This window comes from Dyella kyungheensis, assembly GCF_016905005.1.
In the GTDB taxonomy this organism is placed as follows: Bacteria; Pseudomonadota; Gammaproteobacteria; order Xanthomonadales; family Rhodanobacteraceae; genus Dyella; species Dyella kyungheensis.
Genome location: NZ_JADIKC010000007.1, coordinates 248810 through 268855 on the forward strand (window position 1 = coordinate 248810; position 20046 = coordinate 268855).

Consider the following 20046-nt stretch of genomic DNA (forward strand, 5'->3'; position numbering starts at 1 on the left):
TCTCAGCTCCGCGGTCGCGCACAGGGTGCGCTCCTACAGGAGACTGAGGTAGGCGTTACTTCCAGCCGGAAGTGATCGGATAACGACGCTCGCGCCCGAAGGCACGTGTGGTCACGCGCGGACCCGGCGCCGCCTGCCGCCGCTTGAATTCGTTGAGCAGCACCAGGCGGACCACGCGGCGCACCGTGTCGGCATGAAAACCCTGCGAGGCGATTTCCGCCTGCGACTGTTCGCCTTCGATGAAGCGCTCGAGGATGGCATCGAGCTCGTCGTACGGCGGCAGCGAATCCTGGTCGGTCTGGTTGTCGCGCAATTCGGCCGAGGGCGGACGATCGATCACCGCCGAAGGAATCGCCTCCGGCTCGCCAAGGCGTGCCGCGTGCGCGTTGCGCCAGCGCGAGAGACGGTAGACCACGGTCTTGTAGACGTCCTTCAGCGGCGCATAGGCACCGCACATGTCGCCGTACAAGGTGGCGTAGCCCACCGCCATTTCGCTCTTGTTGCCGGTGGCCAGCAGCAGGCGGCCGTGCTTGTTGGACAACGCCATCAAGGTGACGCCGCGCGTGCGCGACTGCAGGTTTTCCTCGGTGGTGTCGGCGGCCTTGCCGGCAAACGCGGGCGTGAGCGCGCCGAGAAAGGCATCGACCATCGGCTCGATATTGATGATGTGGTAATCCACGCCCGCCTGCACGGCCTGCGCGCGCGCGCCGTCGAGCGACAGCTGCGAGGTGTAGCGCGTGGGCATCATCACGGCGGTGACGCGGTCCGCACTCAGCGCGTCGACCGCCAGCGCCAAGGTCAGCGCGGAGTCGATACCGCCGGACAGACCCAGCAGCACGCCCGCAAAACCGTTCTTCTCGATGTAGTCGCGAATGCCGCGCACCAGCGCGGCGTAGAGCGTGGCTTCGATCGACGCATCGCTGGCCGTGGGCCAGTTTTCCGCGCGCAGGGTGCGTGTTTCGCTGTCGAATTCGGCCCACAGCATGACGTCCGCGAACGTGGGCGCGCGCGCGGCGATGCTGCCGTCGGCGTTCACCAGCAGCGAGCCGCCGTCGTAAACCACTTCGTCCTGTCCGCCCACCAGGTTCACATAGGCGATGGCACAGCCGGTTTCCAGCGCGCGCTCGGTGAGCACCGCCTCGCGCGACGACTGCTTGGCGTCGTCCCACGGCGATGCATTGATCACCACGATCAGCTCAGCGCCTGCCGCTGCGGCCTTGGCCGCGGGCTCGGGTTGCCAGATGTCTTCGCAGATCAGCATGCCGACACGCACGCCGTCGATCATCGCCACCGCGCTGTCGTGGCCGGGGCGGAAATAGCGCTTGTCGTCGAACACGCCGTAGTTCGGCAAGGCCTGTTTGTGCGTGGTCAGTTCGATGCTGCCGCCGCGCAGCAGGCTGGCCGCGTTGTACACCTCGCCCTCGCTATGCGGATGACCGACCAGCGCGGCCACGCCGTTGGTTCCGCCTGCTAGCGCATTGAGCTCGCATTGGCAGGCCGCGAGAAAGCTCGGGCGCAGCAGCAGGTCTTCGGGCGGATAACCGCTCAAGGTCAACTCGGGGAACGCCACCAGCGCCGCGCCGCCATCGCGCGCCTGCGCCAGCAGGTCCCCCACCTTGGCCGCGTTGGCCGCAACCGCGCCTACGGGAAAATCGAACTGGGCCAGCGCGAAGCGTAGGGAGGGCATGCCGGGGAATCCACACTCTTGGGGCCTGAAATTGTACCCGAGGCCCGCCCGGAAGCCGCCTGCCCTGCGCCGGTCAGCTCACGGACTGCCGCAGCAACACCACCGCAAGCGTCAGCATGAACACCGCGACGGCCACATCGAACACACGCCAGGCGAGCGGGCTGCGGAACACCGGCAGCAGCAGGCGCGCGCCATAGCCCAGCGAAAGAAACCACAACACGCTGGCCGTGGACGCGCCGGCGGCGAAGAACCAGCGCGCATTGCCTGCGTAGTGCGTCGACAGGCTGCCGAGCAGCACCACCGTATCCAGGTAGACGTGCGGGTTGAGCAAGGTGAAGGCCAGACAGGCCAGCACGATGCGGCCCCGGCTCAAGGCACCATTGCCCACCGGCTGCAGGCCGCTTTCGCCCTGCCATGCGCGCCGCAGCGCCAGCATGCCGTAGACCGCCAGGAAGGCAGCACCCACGTAGCGCAGCCACTCCAGCAGGCTGGGATGTTGCTTCACCGCCAGCCCCATGCCGGCGACGCCAAGCAGGATCAGCCCCACGTCCGCGAGAATGCACACGGCCACCACCGAGCCGATGAAGTGCCGCTGCAGGCCCTGGCGCAGCACGAAGGCGTTCTGCGCACCAATGGCGATGATCAGCCCCGCGCCCGCGGCGAGGCCGGCCAGATAGGCCGTGGAAATCATGGGAATGCTCCGAAAAGACCGCCACTGTGGCGTAGACGTCTTGGACAGTAAAACTAATTATTCTTAACTTGCCTGAATTTTCCTAATGACCAATGTGGGAGCGCACCCTGTGCGCGACTGCCGTACCTGAGGGCTTAGCGCACAGGGTGCGCTCCCACAGTGAATGACCAGGACGACGCACCATGAGCCTGCTCAACCCCCAACTCGTCGCGTTCGCCGCCGTCCTGGAAGAAGGCAGTTTCGATGGCGCAGCGCGGCGGTTGTCACTGACCCCTTCCGCCATTTCCCAACGCATCAAGGCGCTGGAGGATCGGCTGGGCCAGGTACTGATCCTGCGCCACACGCCCAGCGAAGCGACCGAAGCCGGCCAACGCCTGCTTCGCAGCGTGCAGCAGATGCGCCTGCTGGAAGCCGAGACCTTGAACGAGTTCCGGGTCGGCCCGGACAGCAGCGGCCCGGCCACGGTCGCCATCGGCGTCAACGCCGACTCGCTGGCAACCTGGTTTCTCGCCGCGCTGGCGCAGTTGCACGACCGCCATCAGCTGTTGTTCGACGTACGCGTGGAAGACCAGGACCACTCCACCAACCTGTTACGCGACGGCTCGGTGCTGGGCGCCATTACCGCGGAAGCTCAACCCGTCCAGGGCTGCAGCGTGAAGAAGCTCGGCGTGATGCGCTATCTCCCGGTCGCCTCGCCGGCGTTCGTGAAGCGTCATTTCGCCAGCGGCGTCAACGCCGCCTCGCTCGGCCAGGCGCCGATGCTGGTGTTCAACCGCAAGGATGCCTTGCAGTGGCGCTATATCCACAGCGTCACCCGCGCGCGCATGGCACCGCCGATGCACTACGTGCCGTCGTCCACGGCGTTTGTCGAAGGCGCCGAACTGGGGCTGGGCTGGGCGATGGCGCCGGAGTCGATGCTGGCGAAGCATTTTGCGGCCGGCACGCTCAAGCCGATCGCGGCCAATCAATGGCTAGACGTTCCGTTGTATTGGCAGTGCTGGTCGATTCGCTCGGCGACGTTGGCGACGGTGACGGTGGCATTGTTGCGCGCAGCGCAGGAGGGGTTGCGCCAGCGCAGGTGAGCGGCCTCGCCCGTACTGTGGAAGCGCACCCTGTGCGCGACGGCGGTGCACCGCAATCGGAGCATGCCCTGCGCAGCTCGGAGGCCTCGCCATGTAGGCGGCGCCTGTCGCGCACAGGGTGCGCTTCCACAGATGCGGTGTCAGACGAGGTTGTGCTGGAGGCTATCCAAAGAAAAAGGGCCGCATCGCTGCGGCCCTTCTTCGCTCGATCGAAAAGACTCGATTACTTCTTCATCAGACCCGCAAGCGTCTTGCCCAGATCGGCCGGCGACTTCACCGTGGTGACGCCTGCCTTCTCCAGCGCAGCGAACTTCGCCGCGGCGGTGCCCTTGCCGCCCGAGATGATCGCGCCGGCATGGCCCATGCGCTTGCCCGGAGGAGCCGAGGCGCCGGCGATGAACGAAACGACCGGCTTGGTGACGTACTCGCCGATGAACTCGGCGGCGTCTTCTTCAGCGCTGCCGCCGATTTCGCCGACCATGATGATGCCTTCGGTCTGCGGATCGTCCTGGAACAGCTTGAGGCAGTCGATGAAGCTCAGGCCGTTGATCGGGTCGCCGCCGATGCCGATCACGGTGGACTGGCCCAGGCCTTCGTTGGTGGTCTGGAACACTGATTCGTACGTCAGCGTGCCGGAGCGCGAGACGATGCCGACCTTGCCCGGCATGTGGATGTGACCCGGCATGATGCCGATCTTGCACTCGCCCGGGGTGATGATGCCGGGGCAGTTGGGACCGATCAGCACGATTTCCGGGTGCTGGGCCAGCACGTTCTTCACGCGCAGCATGTCCAGCACCGGGATGCCCTCGGTGATCGCCACGATGACCTTGATGCCGGCATCGATGGCTTCGAGGATCGAGTCGGCCGCGAACGGCGGCGGCACGAAGATGACGGACGCATCGGCGCCGGTTTCATCGACCGCTTCGGAAACCGAATTGAAGACCGGCAGGCCGATGTGCTCGCTGCCGCCCTTGCCCGGGGTCACGCCGCCGACGACCTTGGTGCCGTAATCCAGCGCCTGCTGCGCGTGGAAGGTGCCCTGCTGGCCGGTGAAGCCCTGCACGAGGACCTTGGTGTTCTTATTGACGAGAACGCTCATGGATCTTTGCTCCTCAGCCCTTGGCCGCAGCCACGGCTTTCTGCGCCGCGTCGTTGAGATCGTTGGCCGGCGTGATCGCCAGGCCGGAGTTGGCCAGCAGTTCGCGGCCCAGCTCCACATTGGTGCCCTGCAGGCGCACCACCACCGGGATCTTCAGACCCACTTCCTTCACGGCCGCGATGATGCCTTCGGCGATCAGGTCGCAACGCACGATGCCGCCGAAGATGTTGACCAGGATGGCCTTCACCTTGTCGGAAGAAAGAATCAGCTTGAACGCCTCGGTGACGCGTTCCTTGGTGGCGCCGCCGCCGACGTCGAGGAAGTTGGCCGGCTCGCCGCCTGCCAGCTGGATCACGTCCATGGTGGCCATGGCCAGACCGGCGCCGTTGACCATGCAGCCGATGGTGCCGTCCATGGTGACGTAGTTGAGGTTGTGCACGACGGCAGCAGCCTCGGCAGCGTCTTCCTGGGTCAGGTCGCGCATGGCGGCCAGATCGGGATGACGGAACTCGGCGTTGTCGTCGGAGTTGACCTTACCGTCGAGGGCGGCGAGGTTGCCGTCTTCGAGGATGGCGAGCGGGTTCAGCTCGACCAGGGACAGGTCCTTCTCGTTGAACAGCTTGTACAGGCCCAGCATGATCTTGGTCAGCTGGCCGACCTGCTTCGCATTGAGGTCCATGGCGAAGCCAAGCTGGCGGCACTGGTACGGCTGCAGGCCTTCGACGAAGTCCACCACGATGGTGTGGATGTCTTCCGGGGTGTCCTTGGCGACCTGTTCGATGTCCACGCCGCCGTGCTTGGAGGCGATGAAGGAGATCGACTTGCTGTCACGGTCCGTCAGGATCGACAGGTACAGTTCCTTGGCGATGTTGGTCGCGTCGGTGACCAGCACCAGGTTCACCGGCAGCGCACGGCCGGCCGACTGGTAGGTTTCCATGTTGGTGCCCAGCATGCCCTTGGCAGCTGCGCGCACGTCGTCGAGGCTCTTGCAGAACTTGACGCCGCCGGCCTTGCCGCGGCCTCCTGCGTGGATCTGTGCCTTGACCATCCACTGCGAACCACCAAGGTGCTTGGCGGCGTCGACAGCGGCATCGGGAGAGTTGGCGACCTTGCCCGGGGGCACGGCAATGCCGTACTTCGCGAACAATTCTTTGGCCTGGTACTCGTGGAAATTCATGGATACCTCGAGAGTACGGGGGAACATGACGGCCGGCCGGTTGTGGGAGACCGGACGGTCAGGGGAACGACGGCGGTACGAGCGCTGCCGGGATGCAGTGCGCCGCCGCCTGCCTGTCGACATGACGGAAACCGCGCAATACGGCCCGGTATTTTCGCAGCAGCGGCCCCCGATGGAAAGGGGCGGCCCGGCCGGCGGCCGCGGACGGCCGGTGCGTACAAGCCGCGGAAGCCCCGTCTATACTGGCTCCGCCCGCCTTCCGGCCGACTGAAAGAGAGCCCGCCCAGGTGTCCAACACCGTGCAGCCTGCCTACCCCACCGCGCGTCCGGCTCCCGAGGCGGCGCGCCACGAGCTCTTGTTCCTCAACTGTTTCCGGCTGGCCCAGGCGCTGGTCTACATCGGCCTGGCGCTGAGTCCCAGCACGCTGGGCTGGCCCAAGCTGGCCGACGTGGGACTGGCCCGCGGCGTGGCCGTGCTGTTCCTGCTGTTCGCCCTGGGGATGCTCTCGCTGACCCGCCGCTCCACCCCCTGGATCCGCTGGACGGTGTCGGGCGCGCTGGCGGTGGACATCATTGCGGCGGTGCTGGCGATCATCACCATGCACGACGCCCGCATCGGCATCGCCATGATGCTGGCGGTGAACCTGGCGGCCGGCGCGCTGATCCTGCCGCTGCGGCTCTCCTGCTTCTTCGCCGCGCTGGCGACGCTGGGGGTGATCGGCCATTCGGTGCTCGAGGCGCAGGGCCAGGGCGGCATGGACCGCGAGCTGCTGGAATCGAGCCTGTTCGGCCTGGCCTATTTCGCCATCACCATGCTGTGCTACGTGCTGAGCCGGCAGATCCGCGCCAGCGAAGCGCTGGCCGAACAGCGCGGTGTCGACCTGGCCAATCTGGCCCAGGTCAACGAGCTGATCATCCGCCGCATGAAGACCGGCGTGCTGCTGGTGGACGATGCCAACCGCATCCACCAGATGAACGAGTCGGCCTGGATGCTGCTGGGCAATCCCACCGCCGACCAGCGCGACCTGGGCCGCGTGGCGCCGGAGCTGTCGCGCCGCCTGTACCACTGGATGACCTCGGGCAAGCTGGATGAATCGGCCACCCAACTGGCCGACGGCGTGCCCGAAGTGGTGCCGCGCTTCAGCCGACTGGCGCCGAACGACGACTCGCACGTGCTGATCTTCCTCGATGACACTTCGCTGGTGTCGCGTCGCGCCGAGGAACTCACACTCAGTTCGCTGGGCCGCCTGTCGGCCTCGATCGCGCACGAAATCCGCAACCCGCTGGCGGCGATCCGCTATTCCGCGCAGTTGCTGGCGGAGTCGGAAGACCTGCCGCCGACCGACCAGCGCATGGTGGAGATCATCAACAACCACTGCGTGCGCTTGAACGAGATCATCGAGAACATCCTGCAGTTGTCGCGGCGCGAGCGCTCGCGCCCGGAGACGCTGGACCTGGGCACCTGGGCCAACCAGTTCGTCGACGAATACCGCCAGGGCAACGACCTGGGTGAGGATTCGCTGCGCGTGATCCAGGCCAGCACGCCGGTGGCGGCGGTGGCCGATCCGCAGCAGCTGCAGCAAGTGGTGTGGAACCTGGTGCAGAACGCACTGCGCTATGGACGCATGCCGGGCGAACCCGCCCGCGTGATGGTGGTGGCCCGCCATGGCGAACACGGCGTGCCGATTCTCGAAGTGATCGACCGCGGTCCGGGCATTGCACCGAAAGTGGCGGCGCAGATCTTCGAGCCGTTCTATACGACGCACGAATACGGCACGGGTCTTGGGCTTTATCTCGCGCGCCAGATGAGCGAGGCGAATCAGGCGTCGCTGGAATATGTGCGTGTGGCGGGTGGCGGCAGCTGCTTCCGGCTGGTGTTGACGCCGGCGCGGGTGGGCAAGGCGACTGGGGATGCGGCAGCGGCAGGGTAAGGCCCTCCGAGCGCACCTCACCCTTCACCGTCATTCCGGCGCAGGCCGGAATCCAGGCGCCCCAGTGGCCGGCACTGCCTTAAAACAGCCTGGGCTCAGAGGTGCGCGAAAACTAAACCTCGCGCCACTGGATTCCGGCCTGCGCCGGAATGACGGTGAGGGAGGCTGCGGGCATATCGCCAGGCGCCCTGGCCCCATCAGGTCTCGCGAACGATCAGCTCAACCGGCAGCGTTTCCGACTGCTGCGGCTGATCGCCGATCAGCGCCAGCACCTTGCGCGCGAGCAGCGTGCCGCCTTCCTGCCAGTCCTGGCGCACCGAACTGAGCGGCGGCAGGAAACTCGCCGCCAGCGGCATGTCGTCGTAGCCCACCACGGAAACATCGCCCGGCACCGTGCATCCCAGCGTGTTGAGTGCGCGGATCGCGCCCATCGCCAGCAGATCGCTGCAGGCGAACACGGCATCGAACGGCACGCCGCGATCCATCAGCGAATGCATGGCGTCGCCGCCCGACGCCAGCGTGAATTCGTCGCGGCGGATCAGCAGCGGCTTGACGCCGTGCTTGGCCAGTGCCGCCACGAAGCCGTTGAGTCGCTCGAAGATCTCGGGGTGGTTCGGGTTGCCCACGAACACCGGATTGCGGCGGCCCAGGCGGATGAAATGTTCCGCCACCACGCGGCCACCTTGTTCGTTGTCGCTGCCCACCACGATGTGCTCGTCGCCCGGCGCGCCCCACACCACCATCGGCAGGCCCAGCTTGTCGAAGCGGCGCACAGCGTCCTGGCGCGAACCCTGGCCCAGCAGGATCAAGCCATCCGCCGCCTGCACCGCCGCAGCGGTGGCGCCCTGCCGGGTGGTGAGCAGCACGCTATAGCCGTGCGCGGTCAGCTCCTGCGAAATGCCGCCCAGCAGGATCAGCGGATACGGGTCGAGCATGGTGCGGTCGTGGGAGGGTTTCATTTCCACGATCACCGCCACCGTATGGCTGCGGCGCAGGCGCAGATTGCGCGCGCTGACATTGAGCTTGTAGCCCAGCTCGTGGGCCAGCGCCTGCAATCGCTCGCGGGTCTCGCGCTGCACCAGCGGGCTATCGCTGAGCGCCCGCGAAATGGTGATCTTGGATACCCCGGCGACCTTCGCAAGATCCGCCATGGTGAGACTGGCGGTCGGCGCGGCGCCTTGGCGATTCTTTTGGTGACGACTCAAGACCTAGCCCCAATGTCTTGTGAGCGGTCGCGCGGTTTTCCGCACAACGGCCAACCTTGGCAAACGCGAACAGTGTCGTGGTTTGCGGCCTCAACGTCCAACGCCGTATGGAAATGATCCTTTAGCCGCCAAGGTGACCCGGCGCCGCAAGTTTTCGCTTGCCGTCGCAAGTTCGCAACACACCACCGATGATATCGATACCAGACGCAACTATGTTGTGACGCAGCAAATGTTATCGATATCTTGATATCGATAACATTTGCTGCGAAGCTCCGCCCGCACACCAAGAAGCCAGGATGGCCTGCTCGATCTGCAGGCCTTCCGGAAAGCCAAAAATAAAGCGGAGAGAGTGACGTTGGACCTTCAAGAAACGGCGCAGGTCTTGCCGCCCCTTGGTCGTGCCTGGCGCGACCCGTGGGTGGTAACCCGTCAGAACGCCGATCCCGCCGCCTTCGCGCAGGATGAAAGCCTGTTTGCCCTGTCCAACGGCGCGCTCGGCGTGCGCGGCGGCCTGGAGGAAGGCGACAGCGCCAGCCAGGCCTGCTTCCTCGCCGGTGCCTGGGAACGTACGCCGATCGAGTACCACGAGCGCTTCCCCGGTTTTGCCGCGCATACCGACACGCGCATCCCCGTCGCCGACGGCACCCGCATCCATCTGCGCCTGGGCGACACGCCGGTGCGGCTTGGCGAAGGCGAATGGCAGCAGTTCGAACGCGCCCTCGACCTGCGCACCGGCAGCTATCGCCGCCAGTTGCGCTGGCGTTCGCCGGACGGCGCCACCTTGCTGATCGACGCCGAACGCATCGTCAGTTTCGATAGCGCCGCCTTGCTGGCGATCCGGTACCGCGTGACTTCGGTGGACTACACCGGCCCGGTGACGCTGGAGTCTTCCATCAGCACGGCGCGCAGCGCGACCGAGCAAGGCGACGATCCGCGCATCGGCACGCGAGTCGACGGCGGCCTGGCCACCATCGATGCCGCCGCGGGCGATAGCGTGGCCCATGTGCTCCAGCGCACCGCGCACAGCGATATCCGCGTGGCCTGCATGCAGCAGCACGCGATCATCGACGACAGCCTCGGCTTCCGCCTGGCCAACCTCGCGCAACATGGCGTGATGCAGGTGTTCGAAGGCGACCTGGCGCCGGGCAAGTCGGTGACGTTCGAGAAATACGTCGCCTATGCATGGACCCAACCCGGTGGCGCCGATACTGACGCCGAGCTGCTTGCGCGCACCGCCAGCGCGCTTATCCAGGCATACGAGCACGGTTACGACGCCCTGCTGGCGCGCCAGACGCAGGCGCTGACGCAGCTGTGGCAGAACGCCGATCTGGCCATCGACGGCGATCCCGTCACCGAACAGGCGCTGCGTTTCAACCTGTTCCATATCTTCCAGTCGAGCAGTCGCGACGGCCGGGGCAGCACCGCGGCCAAGGGCCTCACCGGCGAAGGCTACGAAGGCCACTATTTCTGGGACGCCGAGGCTTTCATGCTGCCGGCGATGGTGGCGCTTGCGCCCGACGTGGCGCGCAGCATGCTGATGTATCGCCACGGCACGCTCGACCGCGCACGCGCCCATGCCCGCGAAATGAACCACGCGCGAGGTGCGCTGTATGCATGGCGCACCATCAGCGGCGACGAATGCTCCGCCTATTTCCCCAGCGGCTCGGCGCAGTACCACATCAATGCCGCCGTGGCCTGGGCGATCCGCCACTACGTCGATGCGAGCGGCGACGACGCGTTCCTGCGCGACGTGGGCGCGGAGATGCTGTTCGAGACGGCGCGCATCTGGCTGGACATCGGCCACTTCAATGCGCGTCGCGGCGGTGCGTTCTGCATCCATGACGTGACCGGCCCCGACGAATACACCGCGCTGGTCGACAACAACCATTACACCAACCGCATGGCGCAGCGTCACTTGCGCGATGCCGCGAACGTGGCCCGCTGGCTGGCCGACACCGCGCCGGACAGCTTCGCGGAGCTGGCGCGCCGCATCGGCCTGGAACAGTTCGAGATCATGCAGTGGCAGCGCGCCGCCGAGCTGATGTACCTGGCCGAAGACGCGGAACTGGGCATCTTCCCGCAGGACGACACCTTCCTCGACAAGCCGCGCATGCCGGCGCGCTCGGCGGGCGAAGGCAAGCGTCCGCTGCTGCTGGAACTGCATCCGCTGACCATCTATCGGCACCAGGTGTGCAAGCAGGCCGATACCCTGCTTGCGCTGCTGCTCGCCGGCGACGACGTGACGGTGGCCGCCAAGCGCCGCAACTTCGACTACTACGAAGACGTCACGGTGCACGACTCCACCCTGTCCGCTTCCACGTTCGGCGTGATGGCGGCGGAAGTGGGCGAAGCCGACAAGGCATGGCGCTACTTCCAGGACACCTTGCGGGTGGATCTGGACGACCTGCACGGCAACGCGGCGCACGGCCTGCACATGGCGGCCATGGCCGGCAGCTGGCAGTCGCTCGCCTGGGGCTACGGCGGCATGCGCGTGGTGGATGGCGAACTGCGCCTGCGCCCGCAACTGCCCGATGCATGGCATCGCTATCGCTTCGGCATCGCCTGGCAGCGGGGCCATCTGCGCGTGGAAGTGGATCGCACCGGCGTGCGTTACACGGTGACGCGCGGCGATCAGCTGCACTTCCGTCATGCCGGCGAACACGTGCGGTTGCGCCAGGGCGAATCGATTTCCATGCCGCATCGCGCGCCCGCCAGCGACGCCTCGCTGCAAGCCGTGATCTTCGATCTCGACGGCGTGATCGCCGACACCGCGGTCGTGCATCGCGCGGCCTGGGAACAGCTGGCGCACGACATCGGCGCGCCGTTCGACGAACACATCGCCGAGCGCATGAAGGGCGTGGATCGCCGCGGCTCGCTGGAAATCCTGCTGGAACGTGCGCCGCACGCGTATTCCGAGCGCGAGAAACGCGTGCTGGAAGATCGCAAGAATTCCTACTACGTGGCACAGATCGAGTGCTTCGGCCCCGATCAGCTGCTTCGCGGTGCGCGCAGCGCGGTGGAAAGCGTGCGCGACGCGGGCCTGCGCACCGGGCTGGCGTCGGCCAGCCGCAACGCGCCGTTGCTGCTGGATCGGCTGGGTATCGCCGAGTTGTTCGATTACGTCGTCGACGCTTCGCGCATCACGCACTCCAAACCGCATCCGGAAATCTTTCTCGCCGCGGCCACCGGCTTGGGCGTGGCGCCGGAAACGTGTCTTGGCGTGGAAGATGCCGCGGCCGGCGTCGACAGCATTCTCGCCGCCGGCATGCGTGCCGTGGGCGTGGGCGACGCGACCGTGCTGGCGCGCGCCGAAGACATTCTGGTGGGTATCGAGGCTTTCGATATCCAACGCTACATCAGCGGGCAGCCGAACGACCGGGAGACGTCGTCGGAAGTCCTGCCGAACCACTGCTCAGGACCACTCTGACAGCGTGAAGCACCACTCCTAAGAAACACAAACAACAGCTTTTCTTTGATGGGGAGGAAACACTATGAACACGCAACGCATGACTCGTCGGCTGCTTGTCACCAGCATCGCCGCTTTGCTCGCCGCCGGTTCTCTACATGCGCAGGATGCGACACCCAACGCGGCGCCCGCTGCCGCACAAGGCACGACGCCGGCACCGCCCGCGCCGGCCAACCAGAAGAACGCCACCAATCTCGACCAGGTGGTGGTCACCGGTACCGCCGCTGCCGGCGGCCTGAAGAAGATCGACACCTCGTACTCGGTCACCGCGGCCACGCTCGACCAGATCCGCGAATTCAATCCCAAGAGCACGGCCGACCTGCTGAAGATGGCGCCGGGTGTGTTCCCGGAATCGTCGGGCGGCCAGACCGGTGCGAACATCGAAGTGGCCGGCTTCCCGGGCGGCGGCGATGCGCCGTTCGCCACGCTGCAGATCAACGGCTCGCCGATCTATCCGATGCCGACGCTGTCGTTCATGGAAAACTCCTCGATGTTCCGCCTCGATGACACCATCGATCATGCGGAATTCGTGCTCGGCGGCCCGGCCGTGCTGTACGGCAACGGCCAGCCCGGCCTCACCGCCAACTTCATCCTGCGCGAAGGCACCGACAAACCCAGCGGCGACATCGGCGTCACCTACGGGTCGGAAGGCCTGGTGCGTCTGGACGGCTTCTACGGCTTCAAGATCGCCGACGGCTGGTACGGCAGCGTGGGCGGCTTCTGGCGCCAGTCCGACGGCGTGCGCGATCCGCAGTTCGATGCCGACAAGGGCGGCTCGCTGACCGCCACGTTGACGCACAACTTCGGCGACAGCGGCTCGATCATGTTCTACGCGCGCGACCTGAAGGACCACAACCAGTTCGTCACCGATACGCCGATCCTCAATCCGGGCCGTGGCCAGTTCGACAACTACCCCGGCTTCGATGCGCTCACCGGCACCTTCGGCAGCAAGGCCGACCAGTACGCCTTCCTGCAGACCACGCCGTGCACCACGGCGGGCTGCCAGCCGGCCGGCCAGCATGTGAACCTGGCCGACGGCCGCGGCGCCGACGTGGTGTCCGTCGGTGGCAATCTCGACCTGACCTTCGGCGACGGCTGGAACATTTCGGACAAGTTCAACTTCACCGGCGGTGAGATGAACACGGTCGCGTTCTTCAGCACCGGTGCCAATCCGCAGACGCTGGGCAGCTACATCGACGACCAGATCACCGCCGACGGCCTCCCGGCCGGCACCACCGCCACCGCCACCTACGTCAACAACGGCGGCGCGGCGGACATGAACCAGAACGTCACCACGCAGGGCTACTGGTACGTACACAAGCGCATCCAGGGTGCGTCGAACGAGTTCCACATCAGCAAGGACATCTTCGAAGGCAACACGCTGACGTTCGGCAACTACACCGCCGTCTACAACGATCACGACAACTGGCTGCTCGGCAACAACATGCTGCTGCAGGCCAAGAACAATCCGTACCCGATCGCCGTGACGCTGAGCAACGGCGACGTGCTGTCGAGCCCGGGCGGTTTCGTCAGCGGTCCGTCGACGGCGATTCGCGAAGCGTGGAACGGCTTCAATACGGCGTTCTTCCTGACCGACTCGTGGAAGGTCGACAAGTGGTTGTTCGACGTCGGTGTCCGCGAGGAACGCCAGGAAGCCAATGGCCGCATCCAGAACACGGCCACCGGCGATCTCGACGGCAATCCGACCACGCTCTACAACAACAACTCGCAGTACCTGACGGCCGGCAACACGTACATCAATTACGCAAAGACCGCACCGTCGTGGACGATCGGCGCCAACTACGAGATCCAGAGCAACATGAGCGTGTACGCACGCGTCAACGACGGCGTGCACTTCCCGGGCTTCGATGACCTGCGTGGCCTGCCCAGCCAGCCGATCAACAAGATCCACAACATGGAAGTGGGCTTCAAGTACCAGGCCGACTGGGTGTACGTGGACGTGAACGCGTACCGCAAGTTGTTCTACAACGTGCCGTACACGATCACCCAGGGCAATGGCCAGCAGTTCTCGTTCGACTACGGCTCGGCCACCAAGGGCATCAACTTCACCACGGTGCTGAAGCCGGTGCCGGGCACGCCGGGCTTCCAGATCGCGTTCAGCGGCAACTACATGGACGGCCACTACACGCACAGCGCCGCCTGCACGCCCTACCTGCAGCAGAGTGGAGAAGAGGGCTGCGCCAGCCTCAACGGTATGCAGCTGCAGCGCCAGCCGCAGTTCCACGGCATCCTGACGCCGTCGTACCAGTGGCCCACCGGCTTCGGCAACATGAAGCTGTGGCTGACCTACGAATACGTCGGCAACCGCTACGGCGACCTGATCGAGCAGCAGCCGCTCGGCCAGTACCACACGCTGGCGTTCGGTGCCACGGCGAACATCGGCGACAACTGGCAGGTTAACCTGCAGGGCACCAACCTCACCAACGAGATCGGCATCACCGAAGGCAACTCGCGTCTGTTCGGCTTTGCCAGCGCGGGCGGAGTGATTCTTGCCCGCTCGATCGAAGGTCGTGAGGTCAACCTGCAGGTCAAGTACAACTTCTAAATCGTTTCACGCAAGACGCTTCACCTAGCACTTCCCTCGACTGTCCCGGGCCGCCACTAGTGCGGCGGTCCGGGACCTTTTTAGAAACCTCACTACGGGGTGTGCATGAACCGGTTCCGCATGGTCGTCGCGCTGGCATCGATCTACATGGTGTTCGCGATACTGCTCAACAGCGTCGGCACGGTCATCCTGCAGTCGATCCACACCTTCGGCATCGACAAGCCGCAGGCCAGCCTGCTGGAACTGTTCAAGGACTTGCCGATCGCCGTCACCTCGTTCCTGGTGGCTTCGTTCCTGCCGCGGCTGGGCTATCGCCGCGCGATGATGCTGGCCTTGTGCATCGTGGGCAGCGCCTGCGTGCTGATGCCGTTGTTCCCCAGCTTCCATACCACCGAATTGTTGTTCACCTGCGTGGGCGTGTCGTTCGCGCTGGCGAAGGTGTCCGTGTATTCCTCCATCGGCCTGCTGACCGACAGCAAGGCCGAGCACGGCCGGCTCACCAACACCATCGAGGGGCTGTTCATGCTCGGCGTGTTGGCCAGCGGTTGGCTGTTCAGTGCGTTCATCGATCATGGCAACCCGGCCAACCCCTCGTGGTTCAACGTGTACTGGGTGCTGGCCGTGCTGTGTTTCGGCACGGTGGCGCTGCTGTCGGGCGCGCGGCTGGACGAATCGGCGGCGCATGGCGAAGTGCGGCTGTCGATGGGCCAGGCCCTGCGCGACATGTACTGCCTGCTGATGCGCACGCTGGTCTACGTGTTCCTGCTCTCCGCCTTCCTCTATGTGTTGATCGAGCAGAGCTTCAGCACCTGGCTGCCGACCTTCAACAACGAGATCCTCAAGCTGCCCAATGCGATGAGCATCCAGATGGCGAGCATTCTCGCCGGTGCCACTGCGCTGGGGCGCATCATTGCCGGCCAGTTGCTGCGGCGCATGTCCTGGCACGTGCTGCTCAACCTGTGCGTGGTCGGCATGGGTGCGCTGATCCTGCTGGTGCTGCCGCTGGCGCGCCATGCGGTGGTGGGCGTCGATGTGGGCTGGTTCAATGCGCCGATCGCCGCCTACCTGATTCCGCTGATCGGCCTGCTGATGGCGCCGATCTATCCGGTGATCAATTCGGTGGCGTTGAGCTCGCTGCCCAAGCCCTCGCATGCGGCCATGACCGGCCTCATCGTGATTTTCTCCGCGCTCGGCGGCACGTTGGGTTCGCGCATCACCGCCATCGTCTTCACCAACTTCGGCGGCATCCATGCGTTCTATTTCTCGCTGGTGCCGATGACGCTGATCCTGGTGACGCTGTTCTTCTTCAAGCGCGAAACCGATCGCTTCGCGGTGCCGCCCATGCTGGCGCCGGAGGGCACGGCGTGAGTTTCACGCGCCGCCAGTTCCTGGCGTCGGGCATGGTCGCTGCGGGTGCGGCGCTGACATCGAAGGCATGGTCGGGCACCGGCAGCGCGAAGCAGACGGGGCGCATGCGCAACGTGCTGCTGATCGTGGCCGACGATCATGGCTACGACATGTCGAGCCTGGGCAGTGCCGTGCATACGCCGACACTGGATCGGCTGGCCCGCGAAGGCACGCTGTTCACCGACGCCTATGCCTCGGTGTCTTCCTGCAGCTCGAGCCGCTCCACTCTTTACACTGGCCTTTATTCGCATACCAACGGCATGTACGGCCTTTCGCACGACGTGCATAACTTCTCGTTGCTGGAAGACGTGAAGACGCTGCCGTGGATGCTCAAGCAGCACGGCTATGCCACGTCGCTGGTCGGCAAGCTGCACGTGAAGCCGGAAGCCGCGCTGGCCTACGATGCGTGGCTGCTGCCCGAACAAGCCGGCAACCGCGACGTGGCGGCGATGGGACACGCCGCCGGGCAATGGATGCGGGCGCAAGGCACGCGCCCGTTCTTCCTGACCATGGGCTATAGCGATCCGCATCGCGCGGGCGACCCTTCGCAGTTCGGCAATACGCGCGACTGGCCGGAAGTGAAGCGCATGCGCTATCGGCCACAGGACGTGACCATTCCCTCGCATCTGCCGGATCTTCCGGGTGTGCGCGAAGATCTCGCCCAGTACTACGAAGCCGTCAGCCGCATGGACAGCGGCGTGGACATCCTGTTGCGCGAACTCGAAGCCTCCGGGCACGCGGACGACACGCTGGTGATCTATCTGTCCGACAACGGCCGTCCGTTTCCCGGCGCCAAGGACAATCTCTACTACGAAGGCATTCATCTGCCGCTGATCGTGCGGGCGCCGCACGCCGCGCGTCGTGGCATCCGCAACAACGCGATGGTGAGCTGGATCGACATCACGCCGACCATTCTCGACTGGGCCGGCGTGTCACCGCCGCAGGGTTATCGGTATTTGCCACTGCCCGGTCGTTCGCTTCTACCGATCCTGGAGCAGTCATCGCCCGGCGGTTGGGACGAGGTGTTTGCTACGCACTCGTTCCACGAGATCGATCAGTACTACCCCACTCGTTCATTGCGCACGCGGCGCTACAGCTATTTCCTGAATCTGCAGCCCAGCCTGCGCGTGCCGATTGCCAGCGACGTGGCGCTGTCGCCCTCGTGGAAGGCGATCACCTCCACGCCCGGCGCCCGCCTGGGCAAACGGTCGCTGGGAGCGTTCGAACACCGGCCCGATGAAGAACTCTACGACCTGCACGCCGACCCCGACGAGATCGTGAACCTGGCCAGCGACCCGGCGCATGCCGCCGCGCTGGCCGATGTCCGCGCGCAGTTGGCGCGCTGGCGCACCGCCACCCACGACCCGTGGATGGCCGGCATCACCAATCCCTTTGGACCCGCACGCTGAGCGCGAGGTTCGACCGCTGCAACGAGGAATGCGCAAGCCCATGACATCCCCGCTACGACACCTTCCCCGCCTGGTTGCGCTCGGCCTGTTGTCGGTCGCCGCCCGCGTCAGCGCAGCCACCGACCCCAGCTTCGTGCTGACCGGCACGTCGGAACAGTTCGGCAGCTATTTCCCGAGTTATCTGGCCAACGGCTATTACTCCACGCTCACCTCGGTGCGCGGCACCGAGCCCACCATGGGCTACATGGTGGCGACCATGGACTATGCGAAGGACGATATCGCCCGCCCCGCCGCCATGCCGGGCTGGAACGAGATCGACTACAACCCGGGCGGCGGCTGGCTCAATTCCACCCGCGTGGCGAAGGAGATCTTCACCGACTACTCGCAGACGCTGGACATGTATGGCGCCACGCTGAGCACGAAGTACCGCTTCGTGTACGCCAACAAGTCCACCGACGTGCAGGTCACCACCTTCGTCAGCCAGGATGCGGGGCATCTCGCCGCCACCCGCCTCACCCTCACGCCGCAGTTCGACGGCAGTGTGCAGCTGACCTTTCCGATTCGCCTGTGGTCGGAACACCAGCCGCGCTTCCCGATCGGCAAGATGACCGGCGACGAGATGATCGCCGCGGTGATCGCCAGCGGCCAGAACCTCGACAACAAACCGGTGCCGACGCCGGACCGCGCGGCCGTGTGGTATCCCGGCGTGGTGCGGGTCGCATCCAATGGCGGCGACACCAAGACGCTGACGCTGTGGCTGGACGGACGCGCCGAGCAAGGCGTGGCGGTGGCGCAGGCGGTGGCGGTGGAATTGCCCAAGGGGCTCGAGGTCGAAGACGTGCAGCTGGAGCAAGGCCCGTACAAGCTCTCGCTGAACCTCAAGGCCAAGCTGCACAAAGGCCAGAGCTACAGCTTCACCAAGTACATAGCTGCCTCGCGCGAAGGCTGGGGCGGCAATGCGCAGGCCGACCTCGCGCTCGCCACACAGGCACGCAAGACCGGCTTCGATAGCTTGCTCGCCAGGCATCAGGCGGCCTGGCATGCACTGTGGAAGTCGGATATCCGCATCGACGGCGATGCCAAGGTCCAGCAGGCCGTGCATTCGGATCTGTATTACCTGCTGTCCAACACCACGGTGGGCACCAGTTGGCCGATGGGCGCGTGTGCGCTCACTCCGGGTTATGCCGGCCATGCGTTCTGGGATAGCGATTCGTGGGTGTTCCCCGCGCTGCTGTTGTTGCATCCGGAGCGCGCCAAGCCGATCGTGATGTTCCGTCATCGCACCATCGGCCCCGCACAGGAGCGCGCGAAGCAGTACGGCGTGAAGGGCACCATGTATCCGTGGGAATCCGATCCGGAAACCGGCAAGGACTACACCCCGCACTTTGCCTATGGCGTGTTCCGCGAGGTCCACGTCAATGCCGACATCGCGATCGCCCAGTGGCAGTACTACAACGCCACTGGCGACGAGGCGTGGCTCAAGCAATACGGCTGGCCGGTGATCGAACAGGTGGCCACGTTCTGGGCCAGCCGCGTCAGCTACGACAAGGCCAACGACCGCTACGAGATTCATCACGTCACCTCGCCCGACGAGGCCTACGACGACGTGCCGAACGACTCGTTCACCAATGCGGTGGCACAGAAGGCGCTGCGCATCGCGGTGAAGGCGGCGAAGAAGGTGGGTGCGCCTGCCGATCCGCAGTGGAGCGTGATCGCCGACAAGATGTACATCCCGTTCGATGAGAAAAACCAGCGCCATCTCGATTTCGACGCGTCGGTGCCGCACGACAAGATCACCTGGATGGGTTCGTCGCTGGCGTGGCTGATGTATCCCAACCTTGACCTGCCGATGACGCCGCAGATCCGCCGCAACGATTTCGACTTCCAGCTGCACGAGCTGAAGGAACACGGCGACGATCCGAACGAGATGATGATGGTGATGCTGGCCGTCGGCTCGGCCGAGCTGGGCGACGCGCAGGGTGCCAACGACTGGATCCAGCGCAACCTGGTCGGCTTCCTCAAGCCGCCGTTCAATGTGCGCACCGAAACGGTAGCGAACAACGCGGGCTACATCCTCGCCACCTCGGCCGGCTTCGTGCAGAGCTTCGTCTACGGACTGAGCGGCCTGCGCATCGACGACGACGGCCTCACCGAAGCCTACGCACCGACCTTGCCGTCGGCGTGGAAATCGATGCAGCTCAAGGGCGTGCATTTCCGCGGCAAGCAGTACGACATCACCGTCGAGTATGGCGCCGACGGCAAGGCACACCTGACGCGCAAGACGCTGTAAGCGCCAACGCGATGAAGACCCACGATCACGCACCCA

The 20046-nt window shown here is 65.4% G+C and carries 12 protein-coding genes; 7 read left to right on the forward strand and 5 right to left on the reverse strand.

From position 1 onward, the window contains the following. Nucleotides 1-55: 55 nt before the first annotated feature. Both ISP20_RS15795 and ISP20_RS15800 read right to left on the reverse strand, forming a co-directional pair. Entirely contained in the window at nt 56-1687 is a 1632-nt protein-coding gene (locus tag ISP20_RS15795) for an NAD+ synthase (protein WP_204637072.1), read from the reverse strand. 73 nt (nt 1688-1760) lie between these two features. Continuing rightward, the gene (locus tag ISP20_RS15800) at nt 1761-2378 is read right to left on the reverse strand and encodes a LysE/ArgO family amino acid transporter (protein WP_204637073.1); all 618 of its coding nucleotides are present in this window, start codon (nt 2376-2378) and stop codon (nt 1761-1763) included. A 182-nt stretch (nt 2379-2560) separates the two neighbouring features. On the opposite strand from ISP20_RS15800, the gene ISP20_RS15805 reads away from it, so the two are divergent. Continuing rightward, the gene (locus ISP20_RS15805) at nt 2561-3460 is read left to right on the forward strand and encodes a LysR family transcriptional regulator ArgP (protein ID WP_204637074.1); all 900 of its coding nucleotides are present in this window, start codon (nt 2561-2563) and stop codon (nt 3458-3460) included. Nucleotides 3461-3683: 223 nt separating this feature from the next. Here the strand turns inward: ISP20_RS15805 and sucD are convergent, their stop codons facing one another. After that, nucleotides 3684-4559, reverse strand: coding sequence for a succinate--CoA ligase subunit alpha (sucD, locus tag ISP20_RS15810; protein WP_046972115.1), 876 nt, complete (start codon nt 4557-4559; stop codon nt 3684-3686). A 13-nt stretch (nt 4560-4572) separates the two neighbouring features. Then, nucleotides 4573-5736, reverse strand: coding sequence for an ADP-forming succinate--CoA ligase subunit beta (gene sucC / locus ISP20_RS15815; protein ID WP_204637075.1), 1164 nt, complete (start codon nt 5734-5736; stop codon nt 4573-4575). 299 nt (nt 5737-6035) lie between these two features. Here sucC and ISP20_RS15820 point away from each other — a divergent pair, with 299 nt between their 5' ends. Then, complete coding sequence (locus ISP20_RS15820; protein WP_338031020.1) at nt 6036-7667, forward strand: sensor histidine kinase; 1632 nt, start codon at nt 6036-6038, stop codon at nt 7665-7667. 197 nt (nt 7668-7864) lie between these two features. Here the strand turns inward: ISP20_RS15820 and ISP20_RS15825 are convergent, their stop codons facing one another. Further along, nucleotides 7865-8818, reverse strand: coding sequence for a LacI family DNA-binding transcriptional regulator (locus ISP20_RS15825; protein ID WP_204637377.1), 954 nt, complete (start codon nt 8816-8818; stop codon nt 7865-7867). Between the two features lie 472 nt (nt 8819-9290). Between ISP20_RS15825 and pgmB the strand changes: the two genes are divergently transcribed. From pgmB to ISP20_RS15850, 5 genes are all read left to right on the forward strand, one after another. Further along, a complete protein-coding gene (gene pgmB / locus ISP20_RS15830) occupies nt 9291-12299 on the forward strand; it encodes a beta-phosphoglucomutase (protein ID WP_338031021.1) in 3009 nt (1002 codons plus the stop codon). Nucleotides 12300-12363: 64 nt separating this feature from the next. After that, nucleotides 12364-14904: a TonB-dependent receptor gene (locus ISP20_RS15835; protein WP_204637078.1), complete on the forward strand. Its 2541-nt coding sequence runs from the start codon at nt 12364-12366 to the stop codon at nt 14902-14904. A 105-nt stretch (nt 14905-15009) separates the two neighbouring features. Further along, a complete protein-coding gene (locus tag ISP20_RS15840; protein WP_239535956.1) occupies nt 15010-16272 on the forward strand; it encodes an MFS transporter in 1263 nt (420 codons plus the stop codon). Next, complete coding sequence (locus ISP20_RS15845; RefSeq protein WP_204637079.1) at nt 16269-17720, forward strand: sulfatase family protein; 1452 nt, start codon at nt 16269-16271, stop codon at nt 17718-17720. The genes ISP20_RS15840 and ISP20_RS15845 overlap by 4 nt, the downstream gene beginning before the upstream one ends. Before the next feature lie 40 nt (nt 17721-17760). After that, nucleotides 17761-20010 carry a glycoside hydrolase family 65 protein gene (locus ISP20_RS15850; protein ID WP_204637080.1) on the forward strand — a complete coding sequence of 750 codons (2250 nt, stop codon included), beginning with the start codon at nt 17761-17763 and terminating at the stop codon, nt 20008-20010. Nucleotides 20011-20046: the final 36 nt, after the last annotated feature.

Bases quoted from the DNA above. Each gene is read 5' to 3' on its own strand.
- ISP20_RS15795 (WP_204637072.1), bottom strand. From the start codon at position 1,687: ATGCCCTCCCTACGCTTCGCGCTGGCCCAGTTCGATTTTCCCGTAGGC.
- ISP20_RS15800 (WP_204637073.1), bottom strand. From the start codon at position 2,378: ATGATTTCCACGGCCTATCTGGCCGGCCTCGCCGCGGGCGCGGGGCTG.
- ISP20_RS15805 (WP_204637074.1), top strand. From the start codon at position 2,561: ATGAGCCTGCTCAACCCCCAACTCGTCGCGTTCGCCGCCGTCCTGGAA.
- sucD (WP_046972115.1), bottom strand. From the start codon at position 4,559: ATGAGCGTTCTCGTCAATAAGAACACCAAGGTCCTCGTGCAGGGCTTC.
- sucC (WP_204637075.1), bottom strand. From the start codon at position 5,736: ATGAATTTCCACGAGTACCAGGCCAAAGAATTGTTCGCGAAGTACGGC.
- ISP20_RS15825 (WP_204637377.1), bottom strand. From the start codon at position 8,818: ATGGCGGATCTTGCGAAGGTCGCCGGGGTATCCAAGATCACCATTTCG.
- ISP20_RS15835 (WP_204637078.1), top strand. From the start codon at position 12,364: ATGAACACGCAACGCATGACTCGTCGGCTGCTTGTCACCAGCATCGCC.
- ISP20_RS15840 (WP_239535956.1), top strand. From the start codon at position 15,010: ATGAACCGGTTCCGCATGGTCGTCGCGCTGGCATCGATCTACATGGTG.
- ISP20_RS15850 (WP_204637080.1), top strand. From the start codon at position 17,761: ATGACATCCCCGCTACGACACCTTCCCCGCCTGGTTGCGCTCGGCCTG.